The sequence below is a fragment of the Rhodococcus wratislaviensis genome, assembly GCF_900455735.1.
GTDB classification, from domain to species: Bacteria; Actinomycetota; Actinomycetes; order Mycobacteriales; family Mycobacteriaceae; genus Rhodococcus_F; species Rhodococcus_F wratislaviensis.
Genome location: NZ_UAUI01000003.1, coordinates 128,975 through 150,121 on the forward strand (window position 1 = coordinate 128,975; position 21,147 = coordinate 150,121).

General features: G+C 67.3%; 20 protein-coding genes. 15 read left to right on the plus strand and 5 right to left on the minus strand.

What is annotated here, in order from left to right; translation table 11 throughout:
* Window positions 1-11: 11 nt before the first annotated feature.
* Window positions 12-1,406 carry an acyl-CoA dehydrogenase family protein gene (locus DTA22_RS07925; RefSeq protein WP_112299111.1) on the minus strand — a complete coding sequence of 465 codons (1,395 nt, stop codon included), beginning with the start codon at window positions 1,404-1,406 and terminating at the stop codon, window positions 12-14.
* A 130-nt stretch (window positions 1,407-1,536) separates the two neighbouring features.
* On the opposite strand from DTA22_RS07925, the gene DTA22_RS07930 reads away from it, so the two are divergent.
* Both DTA22_RS07930 and DTA22_RS07935 read left to right on the plus strand, forming a co-directional pair.
* Window positions 1,537-2,346: a class I SAM-dependent methyltransferase gene (locus tag DTA22_RS07930; RefSeq protein ID WP_112299112.1), complete on the plus strand. Its 810-nt coding sequence runs from the start codon at window positions 1,537-1,539 to the stop codon at window positions 2,344-2,346.
* Between the two features lie 53 nt (window positions 2,347-2,399).
* The gene (locus DTA22_RS07935; RefSeq protein WP_112299113.1) at window positions 2,400-3,068 is read left to right on the plus strand and encodes a L,D-transpeptidase family protein; all 669 of its coding nucleotides are present in this window, start codon (window positions 2,400-2,402) and stop codon (window positions 3,066-3,068) included.
* Window positions 3,069-3,128: 60 nt separating this feature from the next.
* Here the strand turns inward: DTA22_RS07935 and DTA22_RS07940 are convergent, their stop codons facing one another.
* A complete protein-coding gene (locus tag DTA22_RS07940; RefSeq protein WP_037231567.1) occupies window positions 3,129-4,826 on the minus strand; it encodes a fumarate hydratase in 1,698 nt (565 codons plus the stop codon).
* Between the two features lie 177 nt (window positions 4,827-5,003).
* On the opposite strand from DTA22_RS07940, the gene DTA22_RS07945 reads away from it, so the two are divergent.
* Window positions 5,004-5,774, plus strand: a complete 771-nt coding sequence (locus DTA22_RS07945; RefSeq protein WP_037231569.1) for a CPBP family intramembrane glutamic endopeptidase — start codon at window positions 5,004-5,006, stop codon at window positions 5,772-5,774.
* 8 nt (window positions 5,775-5,782) lie between these two features.
* On the opposite strand, the gene DTA22_RS07950 is transcribed toward DTA22_RS07945, so the two are convergent.
* Complete coding sequence (locus DTA22_RS07950; RefSeq protein ID WP_112299114.1) at window positions 5,783-7,027, minus strand: esterase/lipase family protein; 1,245 nt, start codon at window positions 7,025-7,027, stop codon at window positions 5,783-5,785.
* Between the two features lie 324 nt (window positions 7,028-7,351).
* On the minus strand, window positions 7,352-7,489 hold the full coding sequence (locus DTA22_RS36225; RefSeq protein WP_009479155.1) for a hypothetical protein: 138 nt from the start codon (window positions 7,487-7,489) through the stop codon (window positions 7,352-7,354).
* 303 nt (window positions 7,490-7,792) lie between these two features.
* Here DTA22_RS36225 and DTA22_RS07955 point away from each other — a divergent pair, with 303 nt between their 5' ends.
* The gene (locus DTA22_RS07955; RefSeq protein WP_037231574.1) at window positions 7,793-8,314 is read left to right on the plus strand and encodes an OmpA family protein; all 522 of its coding nucleotides are present in this window, start codon (window positions 7,793-7,795) and stop codon (window positions 8,312-8,314) included.
* 9 nt (window positions 8,315-8,323) lie between these two features.
* Here DTA22_RS07955 and DTA22_RS07960 read toward each other — a convergent pair whose 3' ends face one another.
* Window positions 8,324-9,454, minus strand: a complete 1,131-nt coding sequence (locus tag DTA22_RS07960) for an NADH:flavin oxidoreductase (protein WP_112299115.1) — start codon at window positions 9,452-9,454, stop codon at window positions 8,324-8,326.
* A 138-nt stretch (window positions 9,455-9,592) separates the two neighbouring features.
* Between DTA22_RS07960 and DTA22_RS07965 the strand changes: the two genes are divergently transcribed.
* The 11 genes from DTA22_RS07965 to nuoF all read left to right on the plus strand — a co-directional run bounded on the left by DTA22_RS07965 (window position 9,593) and on the right by nuoF (window position 21,081).
* Window positions 9,593-11,224, plus strand: a complete 1,632-nt coding sequence (locus tag DTA22_RS07965) for an amidohydrolase (protein ID WP_112299116.1) — start codon at window positions 9,593-9,595, stop codon at window positions 11,222-11,224.
* The gene (locus tag DTA22_RS07970; RefSeq protein ID WP_112299117.1) at window positions 11,221-12,624 is read left to right on the plus strand and encodes a chloride channel protein; all 1,404 of its coding nucleotides are present in this window, start codon (window positions 11,221-11,223) and stop codon (window positions 12,622-12,624) included. The genes DTA22_RS07965 and DTA22_RS07970 overlap by 4 nt, the downstream gene beginning before the upstream one ends.
* Window positions 12,625-12,666: 42 nt before the next feature.
* Complete coding sequence (locus DTA22_RS07975) at window positions 12,667-13,566, plus strand: restriction endonuclease (RefSeq protein ID WP_005253670.1); 900 nt, start codon at window positions 12,667-12,669, stop codon at window positions 13,564-13,566.
* Window positions 13,567-13,732: 166 nt separating this feature from the next.
* Window positions 13,733-14,941 (plus strand): serine hydrolase domain-containing protein, encoded by a 1,209-nt coding sequence (locus DTA22_RS07980; RefSeq protein WP_112299118.1) that lies wholly within the window; start codon window positions 13,733-13,735, stop codon window positions 14,939-14,941.
* A gap of 106 nt (window positions 14,942-15,047) precedes the next feature.
* Window positions 15,048-15,470, plus strand: a complete 423-nt coding sequence (locus tag DTA22_RS07985) for an Rv3143 family two-component system response regulator (RefSeq protein WP_037231585.1) — start codon at window positions 15,048-15,050, stop codon at window positions 15,468-15,470.
* A gap of 218 nt (window positions 15,471-15,688) precedes the next feature.
* Window positions 15,689-16,048, plus strand: coding sequence for an NADH-quinone oxidoreductase subunit A (locus DTA22_RS07990; RefSeq protein WP_005239104.1), 360 nt, complete (start codon window positions 15,689-15,691; stop codon window positions 16,046-16,048).
* A 49-nt stretch (window positions 16,049-16,097) separates the two neighbouring features.
* Window positions 16,098-16,652: a NuoB/complex I 20 kDa subunit family protein gene (locus tag DTA22_RS07995; RefSeq protein ID WP_005239105.1), complete on the plus strand. Its 555-nt coding sequence runs from the start codon at window positions 16,098-16,100 to the stop codon at window positions 16,650-16,652.
* A gap of 155 nt (window positions 16,653-16,807) precedes the next feature.
* Window positions 16,808-17,545 carry an NADH-quinone oxidoreductase subunit C gene (locus DTA22_RS08000; protein WP_112299119.1) on the plus strand — a complete coding sequence of 246 codons (738 nt, stop codon included), beginning with the start codon at window positions 16,808-16,810 and terminating at the stop codon, window positions 17,543-17,545.
* Window positions 17,545-18,861 carry an NADH dehydrogenase (quinone) subunit D gene (gene nuoD, locus DTA22_RS08005; protein WP_112299120.1) on the plus strand — a complete coding sequence of 439 codons (1,317 nt, stop codon included), beginning with the start codon at window positions 17,545-17,547 and terminating at the stop codon, window positions 18,859-18,861. Before DTA22_RS08000 ends, nuoD begins: the two co-directional genes overlap by 1 nt.
* Window positions 18,858-19,781, plus strand: coding sequence for an NADH-quinone oxidoreductase subunit NuoE (gene nuoE / locus DTA22_RS08010; RefSeq protein WP_112299121.1), 924 nt, complete (start codon window positions 18,858-18,860; stop codon window positions 19,779-19,781). Before nuoD ends, nuoE begins: the two co-directional genes overlap by 4 nt.
* A 1-nt stretch (window position 19,782) precedes the next feature.
* On the plus strand, window positions 19,783-21,081 hold the full coding sequence (gene nuoF / locus DTA22_RS08015; RefSeq protein ID WP_112299122.1) for an NADH-quinone oxidoreductase subunit NuoF: 1,299 nt from the start codon (window positions 19,783-19,785) through the stop codon (window positions 21,079-21,081).
* The last annotated feature ends 66 nt before the right edge of the window (window positions 21,082-21,147 follow it).

Consider the following 21,147-nt stretch of genomic DNA (forward strand, 5'->3'; position numbering starts at 1 on the left):
TCTCACAGGGTTCACTTCTTCGGTGGAGCAAGGATTTTCATCGCCAGTCGCTGCGCGGACTCGGGCATCCGGTCCTTCATCGACATCACGAATTCGCCTGCCTTCGTGCGCACGGACGTGCCCCTGCCGAACCGCCGGTTGAAGGCGGATCCCTCGGTCGGCTGATCGAAGTGCAGGGGCGGGGCGCCGTCCGCGGCGCCGAGAGCGCGCCCGATCACCATCCGCTGAATCTCGCTGGTGCCCTCGAAGATGGTGTACAGCTTGGCGTCCCGGTACCACTTCTCGACGGGGTGGTCGCTGATGTACCCCCACCCGCCCATCGTCTGCAGTGCGCGTTCCGTGGTCTTCACCGCGACCTCCGACGCCGCGAGTTTCGCCATCGAGCCCTCGCCGTGGCGGAACTCCACGCCCGCCGCCGCCATCCACGACGCCCGCCACGTGAGCAGTCGCGCGGCGTCGATCTGGGTCGCGAGGTCGGCCAGCGGAAACGCGATGCCCTGGTTGTCGATGATCGGGCCGCCGAATGCCTCCCGGCGGTTCGCGTATTCGGTGGCGTATTCGAGCGCGGCGCGGGCGATGCCCAGCGCCTGAGCTGCGACCATGGGCCGGGTCTGCTCGAACGTGCCGAGGGTGGAAGATTTCCGTCGCGGCGCGCCGGTGGCCACCTCCTCCTGCACCTCACGGGCCTTCCGCATGCGGTTCTGCAGCTTGTCGTCGCCGCCGAGCAGATGGTCGGCGGGCACCCGAACCTGATGGAATTTCAGCTCCGCCGTGTGCGACGCGCGGCAGCCAAGCTTGTCGAGCTTGCGGACGAGTTCGATACCCGGGCTTCCGCCGGGCACCACGAAGAGCGCCTGCCCGCGATGGCCCAGATCCGGATCGACGGTGGCGTTCACGACGTGCACGTCGGCGATTCCCCCGTTGCCGATCCACATCTTGTGGCCCTCGATCACCCACTCGTCGCCGTCGCGCGTCGCGGTGGTCCGCAGATTCCGCACGTCGCTGCCGCCCTCGGGTTCGGAGATGCACAGTGCGGCGAGTTTCAGGTTGCCGGGCTCGCCGAAGCACTCGGGCGCCCACCGCAGCATCTGCTCGGGCGTCGCGGCCTGCCCGATCGACGACAGCGCCAGCGCGGGCATCACGACGGCCAGCCCGATTCCGGCGCAACCCCAGAACAACTCCTCCATGAACAGGGGAAGAGATAGTCCCGTCGGGTCGCCGATGAGGTCGCGGTAGAACAGCGGACTGTAGAAGCCCTCTTGTGCGGCCTTCTCGAGAACGTCCCACGGGAACTCCTGCGCGCGGTCGTGCTCGGCCGCCACCGGCCGGATCACATTCTCCGCGAAGGCGTGCGTCCGCTCGACGAGGTCTTTCTGCGCCGGAGTGAGAGCGAGGCTGAAAGTCATGGCAGTCCCTCGGTTGCCTGTTGGTGTGCAACAACGTAACACTCACGACCTGCCGCGACCGGGGTTCCCGCGATCTTGGATGGTGAGATGATGATCCCATTATCTGGTCGAGGTTGCTAGCGTCGGAGGCATGAACGGCGACGAGACGGTCTACACCCACGGACACGACGAATCGGTGCTGCGGAACCATCGATGGCGCACCGCCGAGAACTCCGCCGGCTACCTGCTCCCGCACCTGCGCGCAGGCATGACGTTGCTCGACGTCGGGTGCGGGCCGGGCACGATCACCGCCGACCTCGCGGGACTCGTCGCTCCCGGAGTCGTCACCGCCGTCGAGATGACCGATGAGGCGCTGTCCCTGGCCCGGAACGAGTTCGCCAAGCGGGGAGTCCCGAACACCCTGACCGTCGTGTCCGACGTCCACGCCCTCGACTTTCCCGACGACAGCTTCGATGTCGTGCATGCACATCAGGTCCTGCAACACGTCGGAGATCCGGTGCAGGCATTGCGCGAGATGAAGCGGGTGTGCAGGCCCGGCGGGATCGTCGCCGCCCGCGACGCGGACTACGGCACCTTCACGTGGTTTCCGGCGACACCGGCACTCGACGAATGGCTGACGCTGTACAAGGCCATCGCGCGGGCGAACGGTGGTGAACCGGACGCGGGCCGCCGCCTGCGGGCGTGGGCGCACGAGGCGGGTCTCGGCGACGTCGTGAACACTGCGAGCACGTGGTGTTTCTCCTCCGACGAGGATCGCGAGTGGTGGGGAGGGTCCTGGGCCGATCGCTCGCTGCAGTCGAACTACGCGGACCGGGCGCTCGACTTGGGGCTCGCCACCGCGGCGGACCTGGAACGCATCGCGGCGGGCTGGCGTTCGTGGGTGCGGGAGGACGACGGCTGGTTCGCGCTCCTGCACAGCGAGATCCTCTGCCGCGTGTAGCAGCGGGGAGGGAAAATCTCGCGACGACTGCCCGAGGATGGAACACTCGCCCCATGACGACGTTACGGGTGGGTCGACTGTGGTTGGCGGGACTGATGGTGGCTCTGATCGGGCTGGTGCTGGCACCTGGCGCCTCCGCGGCCCCGGACCGAGCGGTCTTCTCCGGCGCCTCGGACCAGGTGATCACGGTCTACGCCCCGTCCGCGGGGGCAGTGGTCGCCGAACTGACCGCGTGGGAACGGAATGCGGACGGCACGTGGCAGGTGTTCGCGGGCCCCGTCCCTGCCGACGTCGGCGCGGAAGGAATCGGTGCGGCGAACGAATTCTCCACCCGCACGCCGGCCGGTGTCTTTCCGCTGGCGCAGGCGTTCGGCAGGCAGCCCGCCCCCGAGACGGCGATGCCGTACTTCCAATCGGATCGGCGGGACTGGTGGGATTCGAATTCGCTCTCGCCGACGTACAACACGCACGTCCGGCAGGATGCGAGCCCCGGTGGTAACAGTGAGAACCTCTACGCGGCCGGCCCGCTGTACGACTACGCGGTCGCGATCGGCTACAACGCCGCCCGCATTCCCGGCCTCGGGTCGGCGATGTTCCTGCACGTCACGGACGGCACCACCACCGAAGGCTGTGTCGCCATCGACCGCGACACGCTGGCCACAGTCCTCGGCCGGCTCGACCCGGCGAAGAATCCGGTGATCGAGATCGCGGTAGGCGCGTAGCACCCGTGAGTGGTTGACGAGTCCAGGGACTCGTCAACCACTCACGGGCGGCGGAGCCGCCTACAGGCCGGGGCGCTTGCCGATGGTGAGGGTGGGGGTGGAGACACCGGCGAAGAAGTCCTCGCCCTTGTCGTCGACCACGATGAACGCGGGGAAGTCCTCGACCTCGATCTTCCAGACCGCTTCCATGCCGAGCTCTTCGTACTCGACGATCTCGACCTTCTTGATGCAGTCGAGGGCGAGACGCGCCGCGGGACCGCCGATGGACCCGAGGTAGAAGCCGCCGTACGACTTGCACGCGTCGGTGACCTGCTTGGAGCGGTTGCCCTTCGCGAGCATCACCATCGAGCCGCCCGCGGCCTGGAACTGCTCCACGTAGGAGTCCATGCGACCGGCGGTGGTGGGTCCGAAGGAACCGGACGCCATGCCGTCGGGGGTCTTGGCCGGACCGGCGTAGTACACCGGGTGGTCCTTGAGGTACTGCGGCATGTCCTCGCCGGCGTCGAGCCGCTCCTTGATCTTGGCGTGGGCGATGTCGCGTGCGACGACGAGCGGGCCGGTGAGCGACAGTCGTGTCTTCACCGGGTGCTTGGACAGCTCGGCGAGGATCTCCGGCATCGGCTTGGTGAGGTCGATCTTCACGGCCGCGCCCTTGCCGGTGCCGGAGACACCGTCGGTCTCGGCGTCGAGCTGGGCGTCGGTGACCTCGGGGAGGAACCTGCCGGGGTTGAATTCGAGCTGCTCGAGGAAGACGCCCTCGGGGGTGATCTTCGCCTTGGCCTGCCGGTCCGCCGAGCAGGACACGGCCAGTGCGACGGGCAGTGACGCACCGTGGCGGGGGAGGCGGATGACGCGGACGTCGTGGCAGAAGTACTTGCCGCCGAACTGTGCGCCGATGCCGATCTGACGGGTCAGCTCGAGCACCTTCTCCTCGAGCTCCAGGTCGCGGAAGCCGCGGCCCGTGATCGCCCCCTCGTTCGGGAGTTCGTCGAGGTAGTGCGCCGACGCGTACTTGGCCGTCTTGAGCGCAAACTCCGCGGACGTGCCGCCGACGACGATCGCGAGGTGGTACGGCGGGCAGGCTGCGGTGCCGAGGGCGCGGATCTTCTCCTCGAGGAACCGCATCATGCCGTCCGGGTTCAGAATCGCCTTGGTCTCCTGGAACAGGTAGGACTTGTTGGCGCTGCCGCCGCCCTTGGCCATGTACAGGAACTTGTAGGCGTTCTCGTGCCCGCTCGCCGTGTCGGCGTAGAGCTCGATCTGGGCGGGGAGGTTGCTCCCGGTGTTCTTCTCGTCCCACATCGTGATCGGCGCGTTCTGCGAGTACCGCAGGTTGAGCCGGGTGTAGGCGTCATAGACGCCCCGGGCGATGGCCTTCTCGTCGTCGCCGGGGGTGAGGACGTGCTGGCCGCGCTTTCCCATGACGATCGCGGTACCGGTGTCCTGGCACATCGGCAGCACGCCGGCGGCGGAGATGTTGGCGTTCTTGAGCAGATCGAGTGCCACGAACTTGTCGTTGCCCGACGCCTCGGGATCGTCGAGGATGCTCGCGAGCTGCGTCAGATGGTCGCTGCGCAGGTAGTGCGAGATGTCGTGGAGCGCGGTCTCGGTGAGCAGCCGCAGCGCCTCGGGCTCGACGGACAGGAAGGTGCGGCCGTCGGGTCCTTCGACAGTCGACACCCCCTCGGTGGTCAGCAGCCGATACTCGGTGGGGTCCTCACCGATCGGCAGCAAGTCCTCGTAGAGGAAGTCGGCCATTCTATCTCCTGGACAGCGGGTTGTGTGAAGTTCGTATTCAGGCTAGCCGCGGGCTCAGGCGGCCCTGTGACGCGGGGGCATGCTTCGACCTGCGCAGTGGCGTGGCTCACAGAGGTTTCGGAGGCGAATCCGTACACTTGACTTGATGCGTGTACACGAAGCAGATCGGCCGGCCGAATGACCCTTGAAGTCCAGTACGCCGGAGCTGTCGACGGCGAGAAGTCCGGTGCACGCGCCAAGCGTCCCGTGCTGCATGCCTACCTGGACATCGCGATCGTGGTGGTCGTCCTCGCGGCCACGAATCTGATCGCGCACTTCACCACCGCGTGGGCGAGTATCGCCACCGTTCCGATCGCCGCTGTCGTGCTGCTCGTTCTCACGCGGCGCCGCGGGCTCGGCTGGGCAGAACTGGGGCTCTCGCCCCGGCACTGGCGAAAGGGTTCGCTGTACGCGCTGGCGGCGATGGGACTCGTGATCGGCGTCGTGGCGATCGGCGCAGCCCTGCCGATCACCCGCCCCTTCTTCATGGCCGACCGGTACGCCACCCTGTCCGGTGCGCTCATCGCGTCGATGATCGTCATCCCGTTGCAGACGGTCATCCCCGAGGAGCTCGCGTTCCGCGGCGTGCTGCACGGCACCCTCGACCGCGTGTACGGCGCCCGTGGTGTCTTCGCGGCGGGTTCGCTGATGTTCGGTCTCTGGCACATCGCGTCTTCGCTGGGACTGACGTCGGGCAACAAGGGGCTGTCCAGCTTCCTCGGCGGCGGCGTCCTCGGTCAGGTGCTCGGCATCCTCGCGGCGGTGGTCGCGACCGCGGCCGCGGGCGTCGTGTTCACCTGGCTCCGTCGCCGCAGCGGCAGTCTGATCGCGCCCATCGCGCTGCACTGGTCATTGAACGGCGCGGGTGCGCTCGCCGCCGCCATCGTGTGGCACACGACCATGGCCTGAGTCCGGAGTCAGCAGGCTTCCGGCGTGCCGAGCCATTCCAGCAGCTTCTCGTACACCGACTCGTGGTTGAGCATCGTGAAGTGGTTCGCGGGCGCGAGGTGCATGCCGTCCTCGTCGCGGAAGCCGATCATCCGCGTCCGGTTGCGGCCGGACGCACTCGGCACGAGCACCATGCCGTCGCCGAGCAGGCGGCCCAGCGGATGCCTCGGGCTGCGCGTGATGGTCGCGGAGACGAAGCAGTACGTCACGCCGTCGAGCAGGGGGACCTCGCTGCACGCCGCGGCGCGGAGCGTGTCGGGATCGCGATCGCGCCAGTCCTCGTCGACGAGCGAACCCTGGTTCAGATCCCGGATGCCGGCGCTCCTTCTGCGCAGGAGCCCGGAGATCGCGCGCGTCTCGGGCAGCGCGGCCAGTCCGGCACTCGCGTAGTGGACGGCCTGCTCCAACGGGGCGCCGAGGTGAGGCGAGCCGAGACTCACGACGTGCCGAACCCGTCTCACCCACGGGCGGTCGTCGAGGAAGGCGATCCGGCAGGCGCTGCGGGCCACGAGGCCACCCATGGAATGCCCGACGAGTGCGATCGACTCGACCTCGACCGGCCAGTTCTCGGTGACCGCGTCCAGAAGTTCGGACAGGCTCCTGCCGTTGTCCGAGATGTGCCTGCCGGAGTTGTACCGGATCTGCAGCGCCGTGTACCCCAGGTCCGTCCCGAGCCGTTCACCGTAGGTGGGGCGGCGGCCCAGCGACCACGCGTCCTCGGTCTCGACGAGGCCGTGCAGGAAGACGACGATGCGGCCGCCGGCGCGCGGGAAGGCGTCGGCGAGCGTGGGCGCGTCCGGGGCGAGCGCGACACCGTTCACCCGTATCGCCAGGGGCTCGGCGAGCGGTGACCCCTCGGATTCCAGTACGTCGCCGATCAGCCCCTGGATCGCGGCGATCGCCTGGGCTCCGCGGCGAGTCTGGGACGGCGCGACGTTCTCCGACGACGGGAGGTCGAGGAACCGTCCTGCGAGGGAACCACTGAGACGTGCGGTGTCGGCGACGAGTGCGTACACGGCGCCCGAGATCTCGTCGTGGAGCAGCTTGGCGGGGATCGTGTGGGAGCCGACGCCGAGTCGGATCCCGGCGAAGACGCGATCCGAGATCGCGCGGTGGATGCTGCCGATGCCGGTGGCGGCGCCCCCGATTTCTTCGAGGGCCAGCCGGGCGAGGGCCCGCACCTCGGTGCGGCGTCTGATCTGCGCGTCGGTCACGAGATTTGAGTGTACGCATGTGCACTGAAATGTGCGCGTGTTACGAGGGTGTCGAGAATATGCACCGCGGCCGATTATTTCGGGAATAAATCAACGGTGAAGCGGAAAAGTTGATCTTCTACGGTCGGTGCAATTGGTCGACCGACCAATTCCGGGAAAATCGCTGGTGACGCGGATAATGAACATGTTCACGTTGTGAATTACTCGTCGTGATAGATACGTGATTGAGTCGGATCAAGGATGCCGACAACGCCGTGACGGGGTCCGCGCGCCTGAGCGTGCGAACCCCGTCGCGGGTGTTCAAGTCTTGTGCCAGCGGAAATGCTAGCCAATCGTGGCCGCGGCCGCAGTTGCGGCGTCTGCGCCACCGCCCAATGCGTCGGCGGAGCCCGAGAAGAAGTCCAGGGCACCGGCGAGGTCGGAGAAGGCGGAGAAGAATTCGGACAGGAAGGCGAGATCCATGCTTTTAACTCCTTGCTCGGTTGTGGGCATTTATGTCGGCGCTGAGCGGGCGCCGGATTCCTTCCTACCGTTATTGAAATGAGATCGCAATCCGAGGGTTTAACCGAAATGAAACGCGAGACGAATTACCGGGTTCCGACCAGGTGAGAAGCCCGTGTCCGGATTCACATCCGGCGGGCAGGATCCCACGATGTGGGAGCCGGGCAGTGCCCGAATACCACCGTCGACGGGCGTCGGCGGGGCTATCCTCGTCCCACGACGTGTAGCGCCTTCCGGACATACCGACGTATAGGGGAATCCATCATGCGCAAGACCATCGTCACCGGTATCGCGGTCGCCGCCATCGCGCTGCTCGGCGCGGCCGGTTGCTCCGACGACAGTTCGAACGAGGCTCCGATCGCGACCACGACGACCTCGTCGGCGTCCGACCGGGTGGAAGGCGCGATCAGTAGCGTGCAGGCCACGGCGTCGTCCGCCGTGAACACCGCGCGCGAGGCCACGCAGAACGCGATCAACTCGGCCATCGCGGCGGTCCCGATCGGATTCGAGTCGGGAACCGCCGAGCTCAACGCCGTCTCGGACGTGACGGTCAGGGCGGTGGCCGCCGCCATGAAGGCCGGCGACAGCAAGATCGAGATCGAGGCCTACGCGAGCAACACGGACGAGGCGGCCGCCGAACTCCTGGCCGATCAGCGCGCCCAGGCCGTCGCCAACGCGCTCGAGGCGCAGGGTGTCGACAAGAGCCGCATCTCGGTCGACGGAACGGCCAACCCGCCCGAAGGTGTCAATGTCGATCAGGTGGAGATCACCGTCGAGGACAGCTGACCGGCCCGGTCAGTGCAGGACCGCCCGGTGCTCGTTGCTGTACGGGACGTGCTCGGCGGTTCTGCCCTCGCGGAGTTTGAGCACCCACTCGGGGTCGGACAGCAGCGCGCGGCCGACGGCCACGAGATCGAACTCGCCGTTCTCGTACTGCCGGAGCAGGCGGTCGATACCGGCGGTGTTCGAGGCGCCGTCCGAGGTGAAGGCTGTCGTGAACACGTCGTCGAGACCCACCGAACCGACCGTGATGGTGGGGAGTCCGGTCAGCCGTTTGGTCCAACCCGCGAGACCGAGTTCCCCGTCGTCACCGGCCAGCTCGGGGAACGCCGGTTCCCAGTGCCTGCGGGTGGACGGGTGCAGTACGTCGACACCGGCGGCGACGAGGGGCGCGAGCACCGCCGCGAGTTCGTCGGGGGACTGCGCGATCCGCGAGTCGTAGTGGTTCGACTTCCACTGGCTGAAGCGGTAGACGATCGCGAAGTCCTCGCCGACGGCGTCGCGGATCGCTGCGACCACCTCGACGGGGAACCGGGTGCGGGCCTCGAGCGACCCGCCGTAGCCGTCGGATCGGACGTTGGTGCGGTCCCACAGGAACTGGTCGAGCAGGTAGCCGTGCGCGCCGTGCAGTTCGATGCCGTCGAAGCCCACGTCGCGCGCATTGACGGCGGCCGCGACCCAGGACTCGCGCAGCGCGTCGAGATCGGACGCGGTGAGTTCACGTCCCAGGCGAGTCCCGTCGAGGGCGATCCCGGACGGGCTGGCGGTGGTCACCTCCGGATTCAGGCGGGGCTGCGGGCCACGTTCGACGCCCAGGTGCCACAGCTGCGGGATGATCTGCCCGCCCTCGTCGTGGACTGCGTCCACCACCGATTTCCAGCCCGCGAGGCTGTCGTGCCCGTAGAGGAGCGGCACCCGGGTGTGCGATCCGGCGGCCGGGTCGGGGATGTACGTCCCCTCGGTGATGACGAGTCCGACCCCGCCCGCCGCGCGCCGGCGGTAGTACGCCGCCACATCGTCCCCGGGAATGCCGTCGGGGGAGAATGCCCTGGTCATGGGCGCCATTGCAAAGCGATTCCGTAGCCGGAGGGATTTGACGGCGAACGGCTCGAAGAGGCCGTCCACGGGCAGCGGTGTTTCGGTCATGCCTGTCTGCAACTGATCTTGGTTACGCACTATTCCTGCATACGACCTGCTGTGTAGTTGTAATCTGAAGTCACAGTCGACACTCGCTGCCGGCGCGTGGGCTCTCGCCCGCGCCCGGTCTGACGGGAGGGTGCACTGATGGGCACGAACGACGGAAAAGCTGCCGATCTGGTGCTGTTCGGTGACGTGGTCACCATGAACGACGCCGCGCCACGCGCTCGGGCCGTCGCGGTGCGCGACGGGCGGATAGCCGCCGTCGGCAACGACTCCGCGGTGTTTCCGCTGATCGGGCCGGCAACGATCACGGTCGACCTGCATCGCGCATGCATACTCCCAGGCTTCATCGAGGCGCACGGTCACCCGCTGAACTCCGCGGTGCTGCTCGGCGAACCGGTGGTGGACATCAGACCGGTCACGATCGCCGACGCGGGGGACGTGGTCGACGCGGTTCGCCGCGCCGTCGACGAACACCCCGACGGCGCCGTGCTCAATGGCTGGGACCCCCTGCTCCAGAAGGGGCTGCCCGAACCGACCCGCGAATGGCTCAATTCCGTCGCCCCCGACACGTCCCTGGTGATCCTGCACAACACCGGGCACGTCGCCTACTTCAACGACGTCGCCGCGCGGGAGTCCGGATTGAGCAAGGACACGCCGGACCCGGAGGGCGGCAGCTTCGGCCGCGACAAGTCGGGTGAACTGGACGGTTCGGCATTCGAGGCGCCCGCCGTGATGGTGGTGGCCGCCACGATCCTCGCGGGTGCCGCCGAGCGGTTGCCCGAACTCCTCGCCGCCGAGTGCGCGCGGATGAACGCGGCAGGCATCACGACCGCCAGCGAAATGGCCTTCGACCCACGGTTCCGCAGCGCCCTGACCGCGATCGCCCGATCCGGTGCGCTCACCACCCGACTGCGGCTGTACGAGATGTCGAACCCGGAGCGCGCCTCCGAGGTGTCACCCGGAGTCGGCAACGACCTGCTGCGCCAGGTGGGCATCAAGATCTGGTCGGACGGCTCGCCGTGGGTGGGCAACGCGGCCACCAGCTTTCCGTACCTCGACACGGAGGTCACCCGGTCGCTCGGCCTCGCCGGAACGCGCGGCGAGGCCAATTACACGGAGGACGAGATTCTCGAGATCAGCAAGCCGTACTTCGAGAACGGCTGGCAGATCTCCTGCCACGCCAACGGTGACGCCGCGGTCGCCCTGGTCCTCGACGCGTGGGAGCGGATGCTCGCCGACTCCCCACGCGAGGATCACCGACTCCGGCTCGAGCACGTCGGGGCGATGACCCCGGACCAGTTCCGCCGAGCGACCGAACTCGGCGTCACGTGCAGCCTTTTCGTCGATCACCTCTACTACTGGGGCGACGTGCTCGTCGATGACCTGTTCGGCCCCGAACGCGGAGCATGTTGGGCGGCTGCAGGTTCCGCGATCAAGGCGGGACAGCGGATCTCGTTCCACAACGACGGCCCGGTCACCCCGACCAACCCGCTGCGCAACATCGCCGACGCCGTCACCCGCCGCACCCGATCGGGGCGCGTGCTCGCTCCCGAGGAACGGATCTCCGTCCCGGATGCCCTGCGCGCCGAGACGATCAACTCGGCGTGGCACCTACGGAGTGAGGACGCCATCGGGGCGATCGTCGCCGGCATGCACGCCGATCTCGTCGTGTTGTCGGCCAACCCGCTCCTGGTGGAGCCAGACGACATCGCGGACCTCGAGGTGCTCGCCACGATCCTGGAGGGTCGAACGGTCTTCGGAAAGCTGGAGTGATCCGGGTGGCGCCCGGGTCGAGGGCTCTGCGGTCGATCGGGACGTCAGCCGGAAACTGGATCCGGACTTCGGGTTACACCCGCAAATGGCTGGTTCTCGGCGTCGTGATCGGGATCGTCGCCGGGCTCGGAGCGGTCGTGTTCTACGTCGCGCTGTCGGAAGCGACGCAACTGCTGATCGTCGGCATCGGGGGCTACCACCCGCCGACCGCGGCGGGCGACGGTGGGGCGGTCGGCAGCAGGGAGTTCACGAGACCGTGGGCGATCCCGCTCGTGGTGTGCCTGGGTGGTCTGGTATCGGGCATCATCGTGTTCACGCTGGCTCCGGAGGCCGAGGGGCACGGCACCGACGCGGCGATCGAAGCCGTCCACCGGGACCCCCGCATGATCCGCGTCCGGGTCGTCCTCGTGAAGCTGGTCGCGTCCGCGATCACGATCGGGTCCGGCGGGTCCGGCGGTCGCGAGGGACCCACCGCACAGATCTCGGCGGGTTTCGGATCGCTCCTCGCCCGCAGGCTGGACCTGTCCCCACGGGACGGTCGAATCGCCGTGGCGATCGGCATCGGCTCCGGTATCGGCGCGATCTTCGGCGCCCCGCTCGGCGGCGCGGTGTTGTGCTGCACGATTCCCTACAAGGAAGACTTCGATTTCGAGGTGCTCGTGCCGGCGCTGGTCACGTCGATCGTCAGCTACACCGTGTTCGGCAGCTTCCTCGGTTTCGGGCCACTGTTCGGGTACGCCGCGCAGGACTACGTGTTCGACACCCCGGTCCAGCTGGTGTGGTTCGCGCTCATCGGTGTGCTCGGCGGCCTGATCGGATTGCTGTACAGCGGGACGTTCTACACGGCCGTCGATCTCACCCACCGTCTGCCGGGCAGCCGGATCGTCAAACCGGCGGTCGGCGGGCTGCTCGTCGGACTGATGGCTCTCGTGTTGCCGGAGGTGCTGGGCAGCGGTTACGGCTGGATTCAGCAGTCCATGGCCCGCGGCGACCTCACGGCCATCCCGCTGTGGGTCGTGCTGCTGTTGCCGTTCGCGAAGATCGTCGCGACGTCGCTGTCCATCGGCTCGGGTGGATCCGGCGGCATCTTCGGCCCGGGAATGGTGATCGGGGCGTTCACCGGCGCCGCAGTGTGGCGACTGCTGGAACCGATCGCCCCGGGAGTCCCCGACAATCCGGCGCCCTTCGTCATCGTCGGCATGATGGCCTGCTTCGGCAGTATCGCCCGCGCTCCTCTCGCGGTCATGTTGATGGTCGCGGAGATGACGGGGAGCGTCGGTGTGCTGGTGCCGGGGATGATCGCTGTCGGACTCGCCTATCTCATCGTGCGGCGATCGGGGAAGACGATCTACCGGGCGCAGCGCGAGAACCGTGCGGAGGCTCGGCTCGCCCCGGGATGATCGGATCGGGGTCCGTGTGTGGAGGGCCGGGTGGATTCCGGCATGCTTGTGGCCATGACTGTTCACGTTCCTCAGTACGTCGACCTCCTCTGGCCAGCGCTTCAGGCTGCCATTGCTCTCGGTGGTTCGGCGTCCAACGAGGAGCTCGACAGCGCCGTCGTTGAGCGAGAAGGGCTTTCGTCCGACGTGCAGGGTGTGCTGCACGGTGACGGTCCCAGCACCGAGATCGAGTACCGGTTGGCGTGGGCCCGTACCTACCTCAAGGGGATGGGTCTGCTCACGAACAGCAGGCGCGGGGTGTGGAGTGTGACGGAGAAGGGCCGCGAGGTCGCCGAGAGCGAGATCCGACCGCTGCACGCCGAGTTCTCCGCCGAGAACCGCAAGAAGAATGCCGCCCGCAAATCGGCGAAGGCGGCGTCCCGCCGCAACGACGAGCCGGATGCCAACATCGCCGAGGCCGAGAACGACGCGGACTGGAAAGACCTCCTCCTCGATACGGTCCTGAAGATGTCGCCGCCCGCGTTCGAGCGGCTGACCCAGCGGTTGCTGCGGGAGGCGGGATTCTCGAGCGCGTCCGTCACCGGTCGCGGCGGCGACGGGGATATCGAGGGGCTCGGCGTGTACCAGTTGTCGCTGCTCAGTTTCCCCGTGTTCTTCCAGTGCAAGCGCTACAGCGGCAGCGTCGGGGCGGGGGCGGTGCGCGATTTCCGCGGCGCGATGGCGGGCCGCGGCGAGAAGGGCCTGCTCATCACCACCGGGACCTTCACCGGTGACGCCCGCACGGAGTCCAAGAGGGACGGGGCACCGCCGATCGACCTCATCGACGGCGACCGGCTGTGCGACCTGTTGAAGGAGCATTCACTGGGTGTCCAGACCACCACGCGTCTCGTCGAGGACGTCGAGGTCAGGTCCGATTACTTCCACTCGCTGGAGCCGAAATGATCAGCGTCGGGTCACCGCCCCAGCGCCAGGACACTCTTTCCCGTTGCGGTATGGCCACGAAGCGATCACACAGGCCCTGAAGCGGTGCCGACAGCGTCTTCCCGTGTGTAAAGAGGAAGTTAAATACACATGTCACTGACGTGAAAAGCGACCGAGGGAAGTCGATATGACGACCACATCGCCGTGGCCGTTGATGGGCCGCACGGTACGGCCGCCGGCGGGGATGCTGGCGGACCGGCGGTTCGCGATGCTCGTCGACCAGTTCTTCGGACTCTTCCACGACGCCAGCCAGGGCGGCGGCGCGCTGGCCGTCTATCTCCACGGTGAACCGGTCGTCGACGTGTGGGCCGGGTGGGCGAGCCGCGACACGTTCTGGCAGGACGACACCGTCACCCTCACGTTCTCCACGGGCAAGGGCGTCGCGTCCACCGTTCTGCACCGTCTCGCCGGACGCGGGATCATCGACTACGAGGCGCCGGTGGCGCAGTACTGGCCCGAGTTCGCCGCCGAGGGCAAGGACGAGATCACGGTGCGCGAACTGCTGTCGCACCGCGCCGGACTGCACCGGGTACGCGGGCTCGTGCCCGGACCGCTGAGTCTGATGGACCATTCCCTGGTCAGCGCCGCACTGGCCGCGGCGACCCCGGATCGGCGTCGGCTGAAGGTCCCCGGCTACCACGCGGTGACATTCGGTTCGCTCGTCGCCGAACTGACGTCCCGCGCGGCCGGAAAACCCTTCACGGAACTGGTGCGCACCGAGGTCGCCGAACCGCTCGGGGTGAAGGAATTCTGGTACGAGGTGCCGCCGGCCGAGCGTGCCCGGATCGCGAGGACCTTCCCGCACATCAACCCGTTCGGCGTTCCGTGGGGAGCCACGTCGTTCGCGATGTCGCGGCTGCCCGGTCTGCGCAACGTGGCCGACGCCGGCATGCCCGCCGGTTTCGACGCCCTCGTCCGCAACCCCGCGATCCACGACAGCGTGATGCCGGGGTGGAACGGCGTGTTCAGCGCCCGCGCGCTGGCGCGGATGTACGGGGCGCTGGCGAACGGCGGAACGGTCGGCGGTGTGGAGTTCCTCCCACCGGACGTCGTGGCGACGTTGAGTCAGGTGCAGACGACGGCCCGCGACTACGTTCTGGGCATTCCGATGAACTGGCGGCTCGGCTACCACGCGGGGATGGTGGCACGTCGCAGGCAGCCGTCGAATACTTTCGGGCACTACGGGTTGGGCGGGTCGGGTGCGTTCGCCGACGCCGACACCGGGCTGTCGATCGCCTTCGTCACCAACCGGCTCGGCAACATGCTGACCCCCATCGCCGATCTCCGCCTGCCGAAGCTCGGGTCGACGGCGCTCGCCATCGCCGAGAAGCTGTAGCCGGGCGGCTCGCGCCGCCGGTGGAACCAATTCGATGTAGACGCGCCGTTTTTCGATCGACGCGAGCCTCCGGTCTGGAGGGCGGGGGACCGGTAGCATCGGGTCCGTGACCGACGCGACCGCCCACACCAGCCGTGCTGATCGGTTGCGTGTCCTCGTCTACAGCGACGATGCGACCACCCGCCAGAAGGTCGTTCTGGCGCTGGGGACGCGTCCGCACCCCGACCTCCCGGAGTTGGAGTACGTCGAGGTGGCGACCGCGCCCGTGGTGATCCGGCAGATGGATGCCGGCGGTATCGACCTTGCAATCCTGGACGGGGAGGCGGTCCCCGCGGGCGGGATGGGGATCGCGAAGCAGTTGAAGGACGAGATCGACGACTGCCCCCCGATCCTGGTCCTGACCGGCCGCCCCGACGACGCCTGGCTGGCCACGTGGTCGCGGGCCGAGGCCGCGGTGCCGCACCCGCTCGACCCGATCCGGTTGTCCGAAGCGGTCATAGCGCTGCTACGCACCCGCCTCTCAGCTTAGGCTCCCCTGACTCCGTTTCCCGCTGCGTGAAGGTGCATCGAGCGCCTGTGCCGCAGGGGTTTTCCGTACTTCGAGATCGCCTGGAACTCGCACGGTCAAATCGACCGGGCTCGACGACTTCCCTTGTACGCTGTGGCATAACTCACAAGAGCGTAGCTTCGGAAACGACCGTCCGGGAATCGGGCGGACAGGCTCGGGAAGAGGGGAGCTGAGACGGCATGAATGTCTACGTGCCGATCCTCGTGCTCGGGGCGATTGCGGTCGCGTTCGCGGTCTTCTCCGTGATCGTGGCGAGGATCGTCGGTCCGAGGCGCTACAACCGTGCCAAGCTCGACGCCTACGAGTGCGGCATCGAGCCGACGCTCTCGCCTCTGGGTGCGGGCCGCATCCCGGTGAAGTACTACCTGACGGCCATGTTGTTCATCATCTTCGACATCGAGATCGTGTTCCTCTATCCGTGGGCTGTCCATTTCGATGCTCTCGGCTTCTTCGGTCTCGGGGCCATGGCCCTGTTCATCTTCAACGTCTCCGTCGCCTACGCGTACGAGTGGCGGCGTGGCGGTCTCAGTTGGGACTGACCTGTCCCCCCAGCGATCCAAAAGCTAAGTCGGAAGAGAAGAGTCGGATATGGGCATCGAGGAGAAGCTGCCGAGCGGCTTCCTGCTGACCACGGTCGAAGGGCTCGCGGGCTATGTCCGCAAGGGCTCGCTGTGGCCGGCGAGTTTCGGGCTCGCCTGCTGCGCGATCGAGATGATGGCCACCGCCGGCGGACGCTTCGACATCGCCCGTTTCGGCATGGAGGCGTTCCGGGCGTCGCCGCGGCAGGCGGACCTGATGATCGTGGCCGGCCGGGTGAGCCAGAAGATGGCCCCGGTGCTGCGGCAGATCTACGACCAGATGGTGGAGCCGAAGTGGGTGCTGGCGATGGGCGTCTGCGCGTCGTCGGGCGGCATGTTCAACAACTACGCGATCGTGCAGGGCGTCGACCACATCGTGCCGGTGGACATCTATCTGCCCGGGTGCCCGCCCCGGCCCGAGATGTTGTTGAACGCGATCCTCACCCTGCACGAGAAGATCCAGCAGATGCCGCTCGGCGTTCACCGCGAGGAGGTGGCACGGGCGGCGGAGCAGGCGGCGCTGGCCGCCACCCCCACCATCCAGATGAAGGGCCTCCTGAGATGACCGGAGCGAGCGGCCGTGGTTCGAGGGAGCGAAGCGAACCGAGCAGAAGGTGCCGGGGCCGTGCGGTCTGGACTGAGGAGCGAGGGAGCGTAGCGAACCGAGTAGTTGGTGCCGGGGCCGTGCGGTCTGGACTGAGGAGCGAGGGAGCGTAGCGAGTGAGTGACGAGGGAAGACCGCACGACAAGGCCCCGGCGCCCGCGAGCGAAGCGAGCAATGTCCCAGCGAGCCATGTCCCAGAACAGATCGGTGTGCGCAAGGGGCTGTTCGGGGTGCGGGGTAGTGGGGATACGTCGGGGTATGGGCGGTTGGTGCGTCCGGTGTTGTTGCCGGGGAGTACGCCGCGGCCGTATGGGGGGTATTTCGATGATGTCGCGGATGGGCTGGGGGCGGCGTTGGCGGAGTCGGGTGTGGGTTTCGAGGTGGCGATCGAGTCGGTTGTGGTGTTTCGGGGTGAGGTGACGTTCGGTGTGCGGCGGGAGTTTTTGCCTTTGGTGGCGCGGGCGTTGCGTGATGAGCCGGATCTGCGGTTCGAGATGTGTCTGGGTGTGAATGGTGTGCATTTCCCGCAGGATGTGGGCCGGGAGTTGCATGCGGTGTATCCGTTGTTGTCGATTACGCACAATCGTCGGATCCGTCTGGAGGTGGCGGCGCCGGATGCGGATCCGCACATCCCGTCGTTGTATGAGGTGTATCCGACGAACGATTGGCACGAGCGGGAGACGTACGACTTTTTCGGGATCGTGTTCGATGGTCATCCGTCGTTGACCCGGATCGAGATGCCGGATGACTGGCCGGGTCATCCGCAGCGGAAGGACTATCCGCTCGGCGGCATTCCCGTCGAGTACAAGGGCGCGGAGATCGCGCCGCCCGACGAGCGGCGGGGGTACAACTGATGAGCGAGGACACGGTTTTCACTGTCGCCGGTCAGGACTGGGACGAGGTTGTCGATGCGGTGAAGGCGTCGTCGGGTGGTGCGGGTTCGGAGGGCGGCGAGGAGCGGATCGTCGTGAATATGGGTCCGCAGCATCCGTCGACGCACGGGGTGTTGCGGCTCATCTTGGAGATCGAGGGTGAGACGGTCACGGAGGCCCGGTGCGGGATCGGTTATCTGCATACGGGGATCGAGAAGAACCTCGAGTATCGGACGTGGACGCAGGGCGTGACGTTCGTGACGCGGATGGATTACCTGTCGCCGTTCTTCAACGAGACGGCGTATTGCCTCGGTGTGGAGAAGTTGCTCGACATCACGGATCAGGTGCCGGAGCGGGCGAGTGTGATCCGGGTGATGTTGATGGAGCTCAACCGCATCTCTTCGCATCTGGTGGCGTTGGCCACGGGCGGCATGGAGTTGGGGGCGGTCACGGCGATGTTGTTCGGTTTCCGGGAACGTGAGCTGGTTCTGGACGTGTTCGAGATGATCACGGGGTTGCGCATGAATCATGCGTACATCCGGCCGGGGGGTTTGTCGCAGGATCTGCCGGAGGGTGCGGTGGAGAAGGTGCGCGAGTTGCTCACGTTGATGCCGGAACGGCTGCGGGACATGGAGAATCTCCTCAACGACAACCGCATCTGGAAGGGGCGCACCCAGGGCATCGGGTATCTCGACCTGACGGGGTGCATGGCGCTCGGCATCACGGGTCCGATGCTGCGTGCGACGGGTCTGCCGCACGATCTGCGTAAGTCGCAGCCGTATTGCGGTTACGAGAATTACGAGTTCGACGTCAGCACCGATACGGGGTGCGACGCGTACGGCCGTTATTTGATCCGGGTCGACGAGATGAAGGAGTCGTTGAAGATCGTCGAGCAGTGCCTCGACAAGTTGCGGCCGGGCCCGATCATGGCGGAGGACAAGAAGATCGCGTGGCCGGCGGATCTGACGTTGGGTCCCGACGGTCTGGGCAATTCGCCAGGGCACGTCCGCGAGATCATGGATTCGTCGATGGAGTCGCTGATTCATCACTTCAAGTTGGTGACGGAGGGTTTCCGGGTGCCGCCGGGCCAGGTGTATGTGGCGGTGGAGTCGCCGCGGGGTGAGCTCGGTGTGCACATGGTGAGCGACGGCGGAACCCGACCGTACCGGGTGCATTTCCGGGATCCGTCGTTCACGAACCTGCAGTCGGTGGCGGCCACGTGTGAGGGCGGCATGGTTGCGGATGTCATTGCCGCGGTCGCGAGCATCGATCCGGTGATGGGGGGCGTGGACCGATGACCGAGCAAGCAGCACCGAAGCAAACCCCCATCTTCATCGAGTTCGGGCCCCGGCCGGAGGAGCACGGGCTGCTGGTGCGGCCGGGGGCGCGTGAGGAGTACCCGCCGGAGGTCGGTGCGCGGTTGGATGCCGATGCCGACGTCGTCGTCGCGCGGTACCCGAATTCGCGTTCCGCGCTGCTGCCGCTGCTGCATCTGGTGCAGGCGGAGGACGGCTGGATCACGCCGGCGGGGATCGAGTTCTGTGCCTGCCGGCTCGGGTTGACCGGCGCCGAGGTGGCTGCGGTGGCGACGTTCTATTCGATGTACCGGCGCGATCCGACGGGCGACTACTACGTCGGTGTGTGCACCAACACGTTGTGCGCGATCATGGGCGGCGACGCGATCCTCGCCGCGCTGGAGGAGCATCTCGACCTGCCGCATGGCGGCACGTCCGCGGACGGCAAGGTCACGCTGGAGCACATCGAGTGCAATGCGGCGTGCGATTACGCCCCGGTGGTGATGGTCAATTGGGAGTTCTTCGACAACCAGACCCCGGAGTCGGCTCGCTCGCTCGTCGATTCCCTGCGTTCGGGGGAGCGGGTGTCGCCGAGCCGCGGCGCGGCGCTGTGCACGTTCCGGGAGACCGCGAGAATTCTCGCTGGGTTCCCCGACGAGCGTCCGGGTGCGCTGGCGGAGGGCGGCTCCGCGGGCGACGCCACACTGGCCGGCCTGCGGGTGGCGCACGAACGGGGTATGGCAGCGCCGGATCCTGCGGAGACGTCGCTGATCCCGGAGCCGCCGTCGCGGGACACCGAGCCGGTGGCGGCGGAATCGGCGAAGGACCAGCCGGCGCCTGCCCCGTCCGCGACGGTGCCGCCGGATCGGTCCACCTCCGAGACGGATCCGGCGGACACCGACCCGGGTCGAAAGGGAGACTGACATGCCGCTGACCCCTGTCCTCAGCCGTTACTGGGACGAGCCCGAGTCCTGGACCCTCGACACGTACCGTCGCCACGACGGGTACGAGGGCCTGCAGAAGGCGCTGCGCATGGAGCCGGACGAGGTCATCTCGACGGTCAAGGAGGCCGGCCTGCGCGGTCGTGGTGGTGCCGGGTTCCCGACCGGGATGAAGTGGTCGTTCATCCCGCAGGGCGACGACAAGCCGCACTACCTCGTGGTCAACGCCGACGAGTCCGAACCGGGCACCTGCAAGGACATGCCGCTTATGCTGGCCACGCCGCACGCGCTCGTGGAGGGCGTCATCATCGCGGCGTACGCGATCCGCGCCGGGCACGCGTTCATCTATGTGCGCGGCGAGGTGGTGCCGGTGCTGCGCCGGCTGCAGGCCGCGGTCGCGGAGGCGTATGCGGCGGGCTACCTCGGCACGAACATCCTGGGCACCGGTTTCGACCTCGAACTGGTCGTGCACGCGGGTGCGGGGGCGTACATCTGCGGGGAGGAGACGGCGCTGCTCGATTCGCTGGAGGGGCGCCGCGGTCAGCCTCGGTTGCGTCCGCCGTTCCCCGCGGTGGCCGGTCTCTACGCGTCACCGACCGTCGTCAACAACGTCGAGTCGATTGCGAGTGTCCCGCCGATCATCGTGAACGGCATCGAGTGGTTCCGGTCGATGGGCAGCGAGAAGTCGCCCGGCTTCACCCTGTACTCCCTGTCCGGGCACGTGACGAAGCCCGGACAGTACGAGGCCCCGCTCGGAATCACCCTGCGGGAGTTGCTCGAGTACGCGGGCGGAGTCCGCGCCGGGCACCGATTGAAGTTCTGGACCCCGGGCGGTTCCTCGACGCCGATCTTCACCGACGAGCATCTCGACGTCGCCCTCGACTACGAGGGTGTCGGCGCCGCCGGATCGATGCTGGGCACCAAGGCGTTGCAGATCTTCGACGAGACCACGTGCGTGGTGCGTGCCGTGCTCCGCTGGACCGAGTTCTATGCGCACGAGTCGTGCGGGAAGTGCACGCCCTGCCGGGAAGGCACCTACTGGCTGGTGCAGATCCTGGAGCGGCTCGAGAGGGGGGAGGGGACCGACGCCGATCTGGAGAAGCTGCTCGACATCGCCGACAATATCCTCGGCAAGTCGTTCTGCGCTCTCGGTGACGGTGCGGCCAGCCCGATCATGTCCTCCATCAAGTACTTCCGCGACGAGTACCTCGCACACTTCGAGCAGGGTGGCTGCCCGTTCGACCCGCATCAGTCCACGCTCATGGCGGGAGTGCATGCATGAAGCCTGCGAGTGTAGCGAGCGATGTTTCGGCGCGGAGGCCGCGCGTTCTGGACCGAGGAGCGAGGG

What these genes read in the sequence shown, in the direction of transcription:
- DTA22_RS07995 (WP_005239105.1), top strand. Translation starts at nt 16,098, where the DNA reads ATGGGCATCGAGGAGAAGCTGCCGAGCGGCTTCCTGCTGACCACGGTC.
- DTA22_RS07925 (WP_112299111.1), bottom strand. Translation starts at nt 1,406, where the DNA reads ATGACTTTCAGCCTCGCTCTCACTCCGGCGCAGAAAGACCTCGTCGAG.
- DTA22_RS07975 (WP_005253670.1), top strand. Translation starts at nt 12,667, where the DNA reads ATGCTTGTGGCCATGACTGTTCACGTTCCTCAGTACGTCGACCTCCTC.
- DTA22_RS07990 (WP_005239104.1), top strand. Translation starts at nt 15,689, where the DNA reads ATGAATGTCTACGTGCCGATCCTCGTGCTCGGGGCGATTGCGGTCGCG.
- DTA22_RS07945 (WP_037231569.1), top strand. Translation starts at nt 5,004, where the DNA reads ATGACCCTTGAAGTCCAGTACGCCGGAGCTGTCGACGGCGAGAAGTCC.
- nuoE (WP_112299121.1), top strand. Translation starts at nt 18,858, where the DNA reads ATGACCGAGCAAGCAGCACCGAAGCAAACCCCCATCTTCATCGAGTTC.
- DTA22_RS07960 (WP_112299115.1), bottom strand. Translation starts at nt 9,454, where the DNA reads ATGACCGAAACACCGCTGCCCGTGGACGGCCTCTTCGAGCCGTTCGCC.
- DTA22_RS07965 (WP_112299116.1), top strand. Translation starts at nt 9,593, where the DNA reads ATGGGCACGAACGACGGAAAAGCTGCCGATCTGGTGCTGTTCGGTGAC.
- DTA22_RS07980 (WP_112299118.1), top strand. Translation starts at nt 13,733, where the DNA reads ATGACGACCACATCGCCGTGGCCGTTGATGGGCCGCACGGTACGGCCG.
- nuoD (WP_112299120.1), top strand. Translation starts at nt 17,545, where the DNA reads ATGAGCGAGGACACGGTTTTCACTGTCGCCGGTCAGGACTGGGACGAG.
- DTA22_RS07930 (WP_112299112.1), top strand. Translation starts at nt 1,537, where the DNA reads ATGAACGGCGACGAGACGGTCTACACCCACGGACACGACGAATCGGTG.
- DTA22_RS07935 (WP_112299113.1), top strand. Translation starts at nt 2,400, where the DNA reads ATGACGACGTTACGGGTGGGTCGACTGTGGTTGGCGGGACTGATGGTG.
- DTA22_RS36225 (WP_009479155.1), bottom strand. Translation starts at nt 7,489, where the DNA reads ATGGATCTCGCCTTCCTGTCCGAATTCTTCTCCGCCTTCTCCGACCTC.
- nuoF (WP_112299122.1), top strand. Translation starts at nt 19,783, where the DNA reads ATGCCGCTGACCCCTGTCCTCAGCCGTTACTGGGACGAGCCCGAGTCC.
- DTA22_RS07940 (WP_037231567.1), bottom strand. Translation starts at nt 4,826, where the DNA reads ATGGCCGACTTCCTCTACGAGGACTTGCTGCCGATCGGTGAGGACCCC.
- DTA22_RS07955 (WP_037231574.1), top strand. Translation starts at nt 7,793, where the DNA reads ATGCGCAAGACCATCGTCACCGGTATCGCGGTCGCCGCCATCGCGCTG.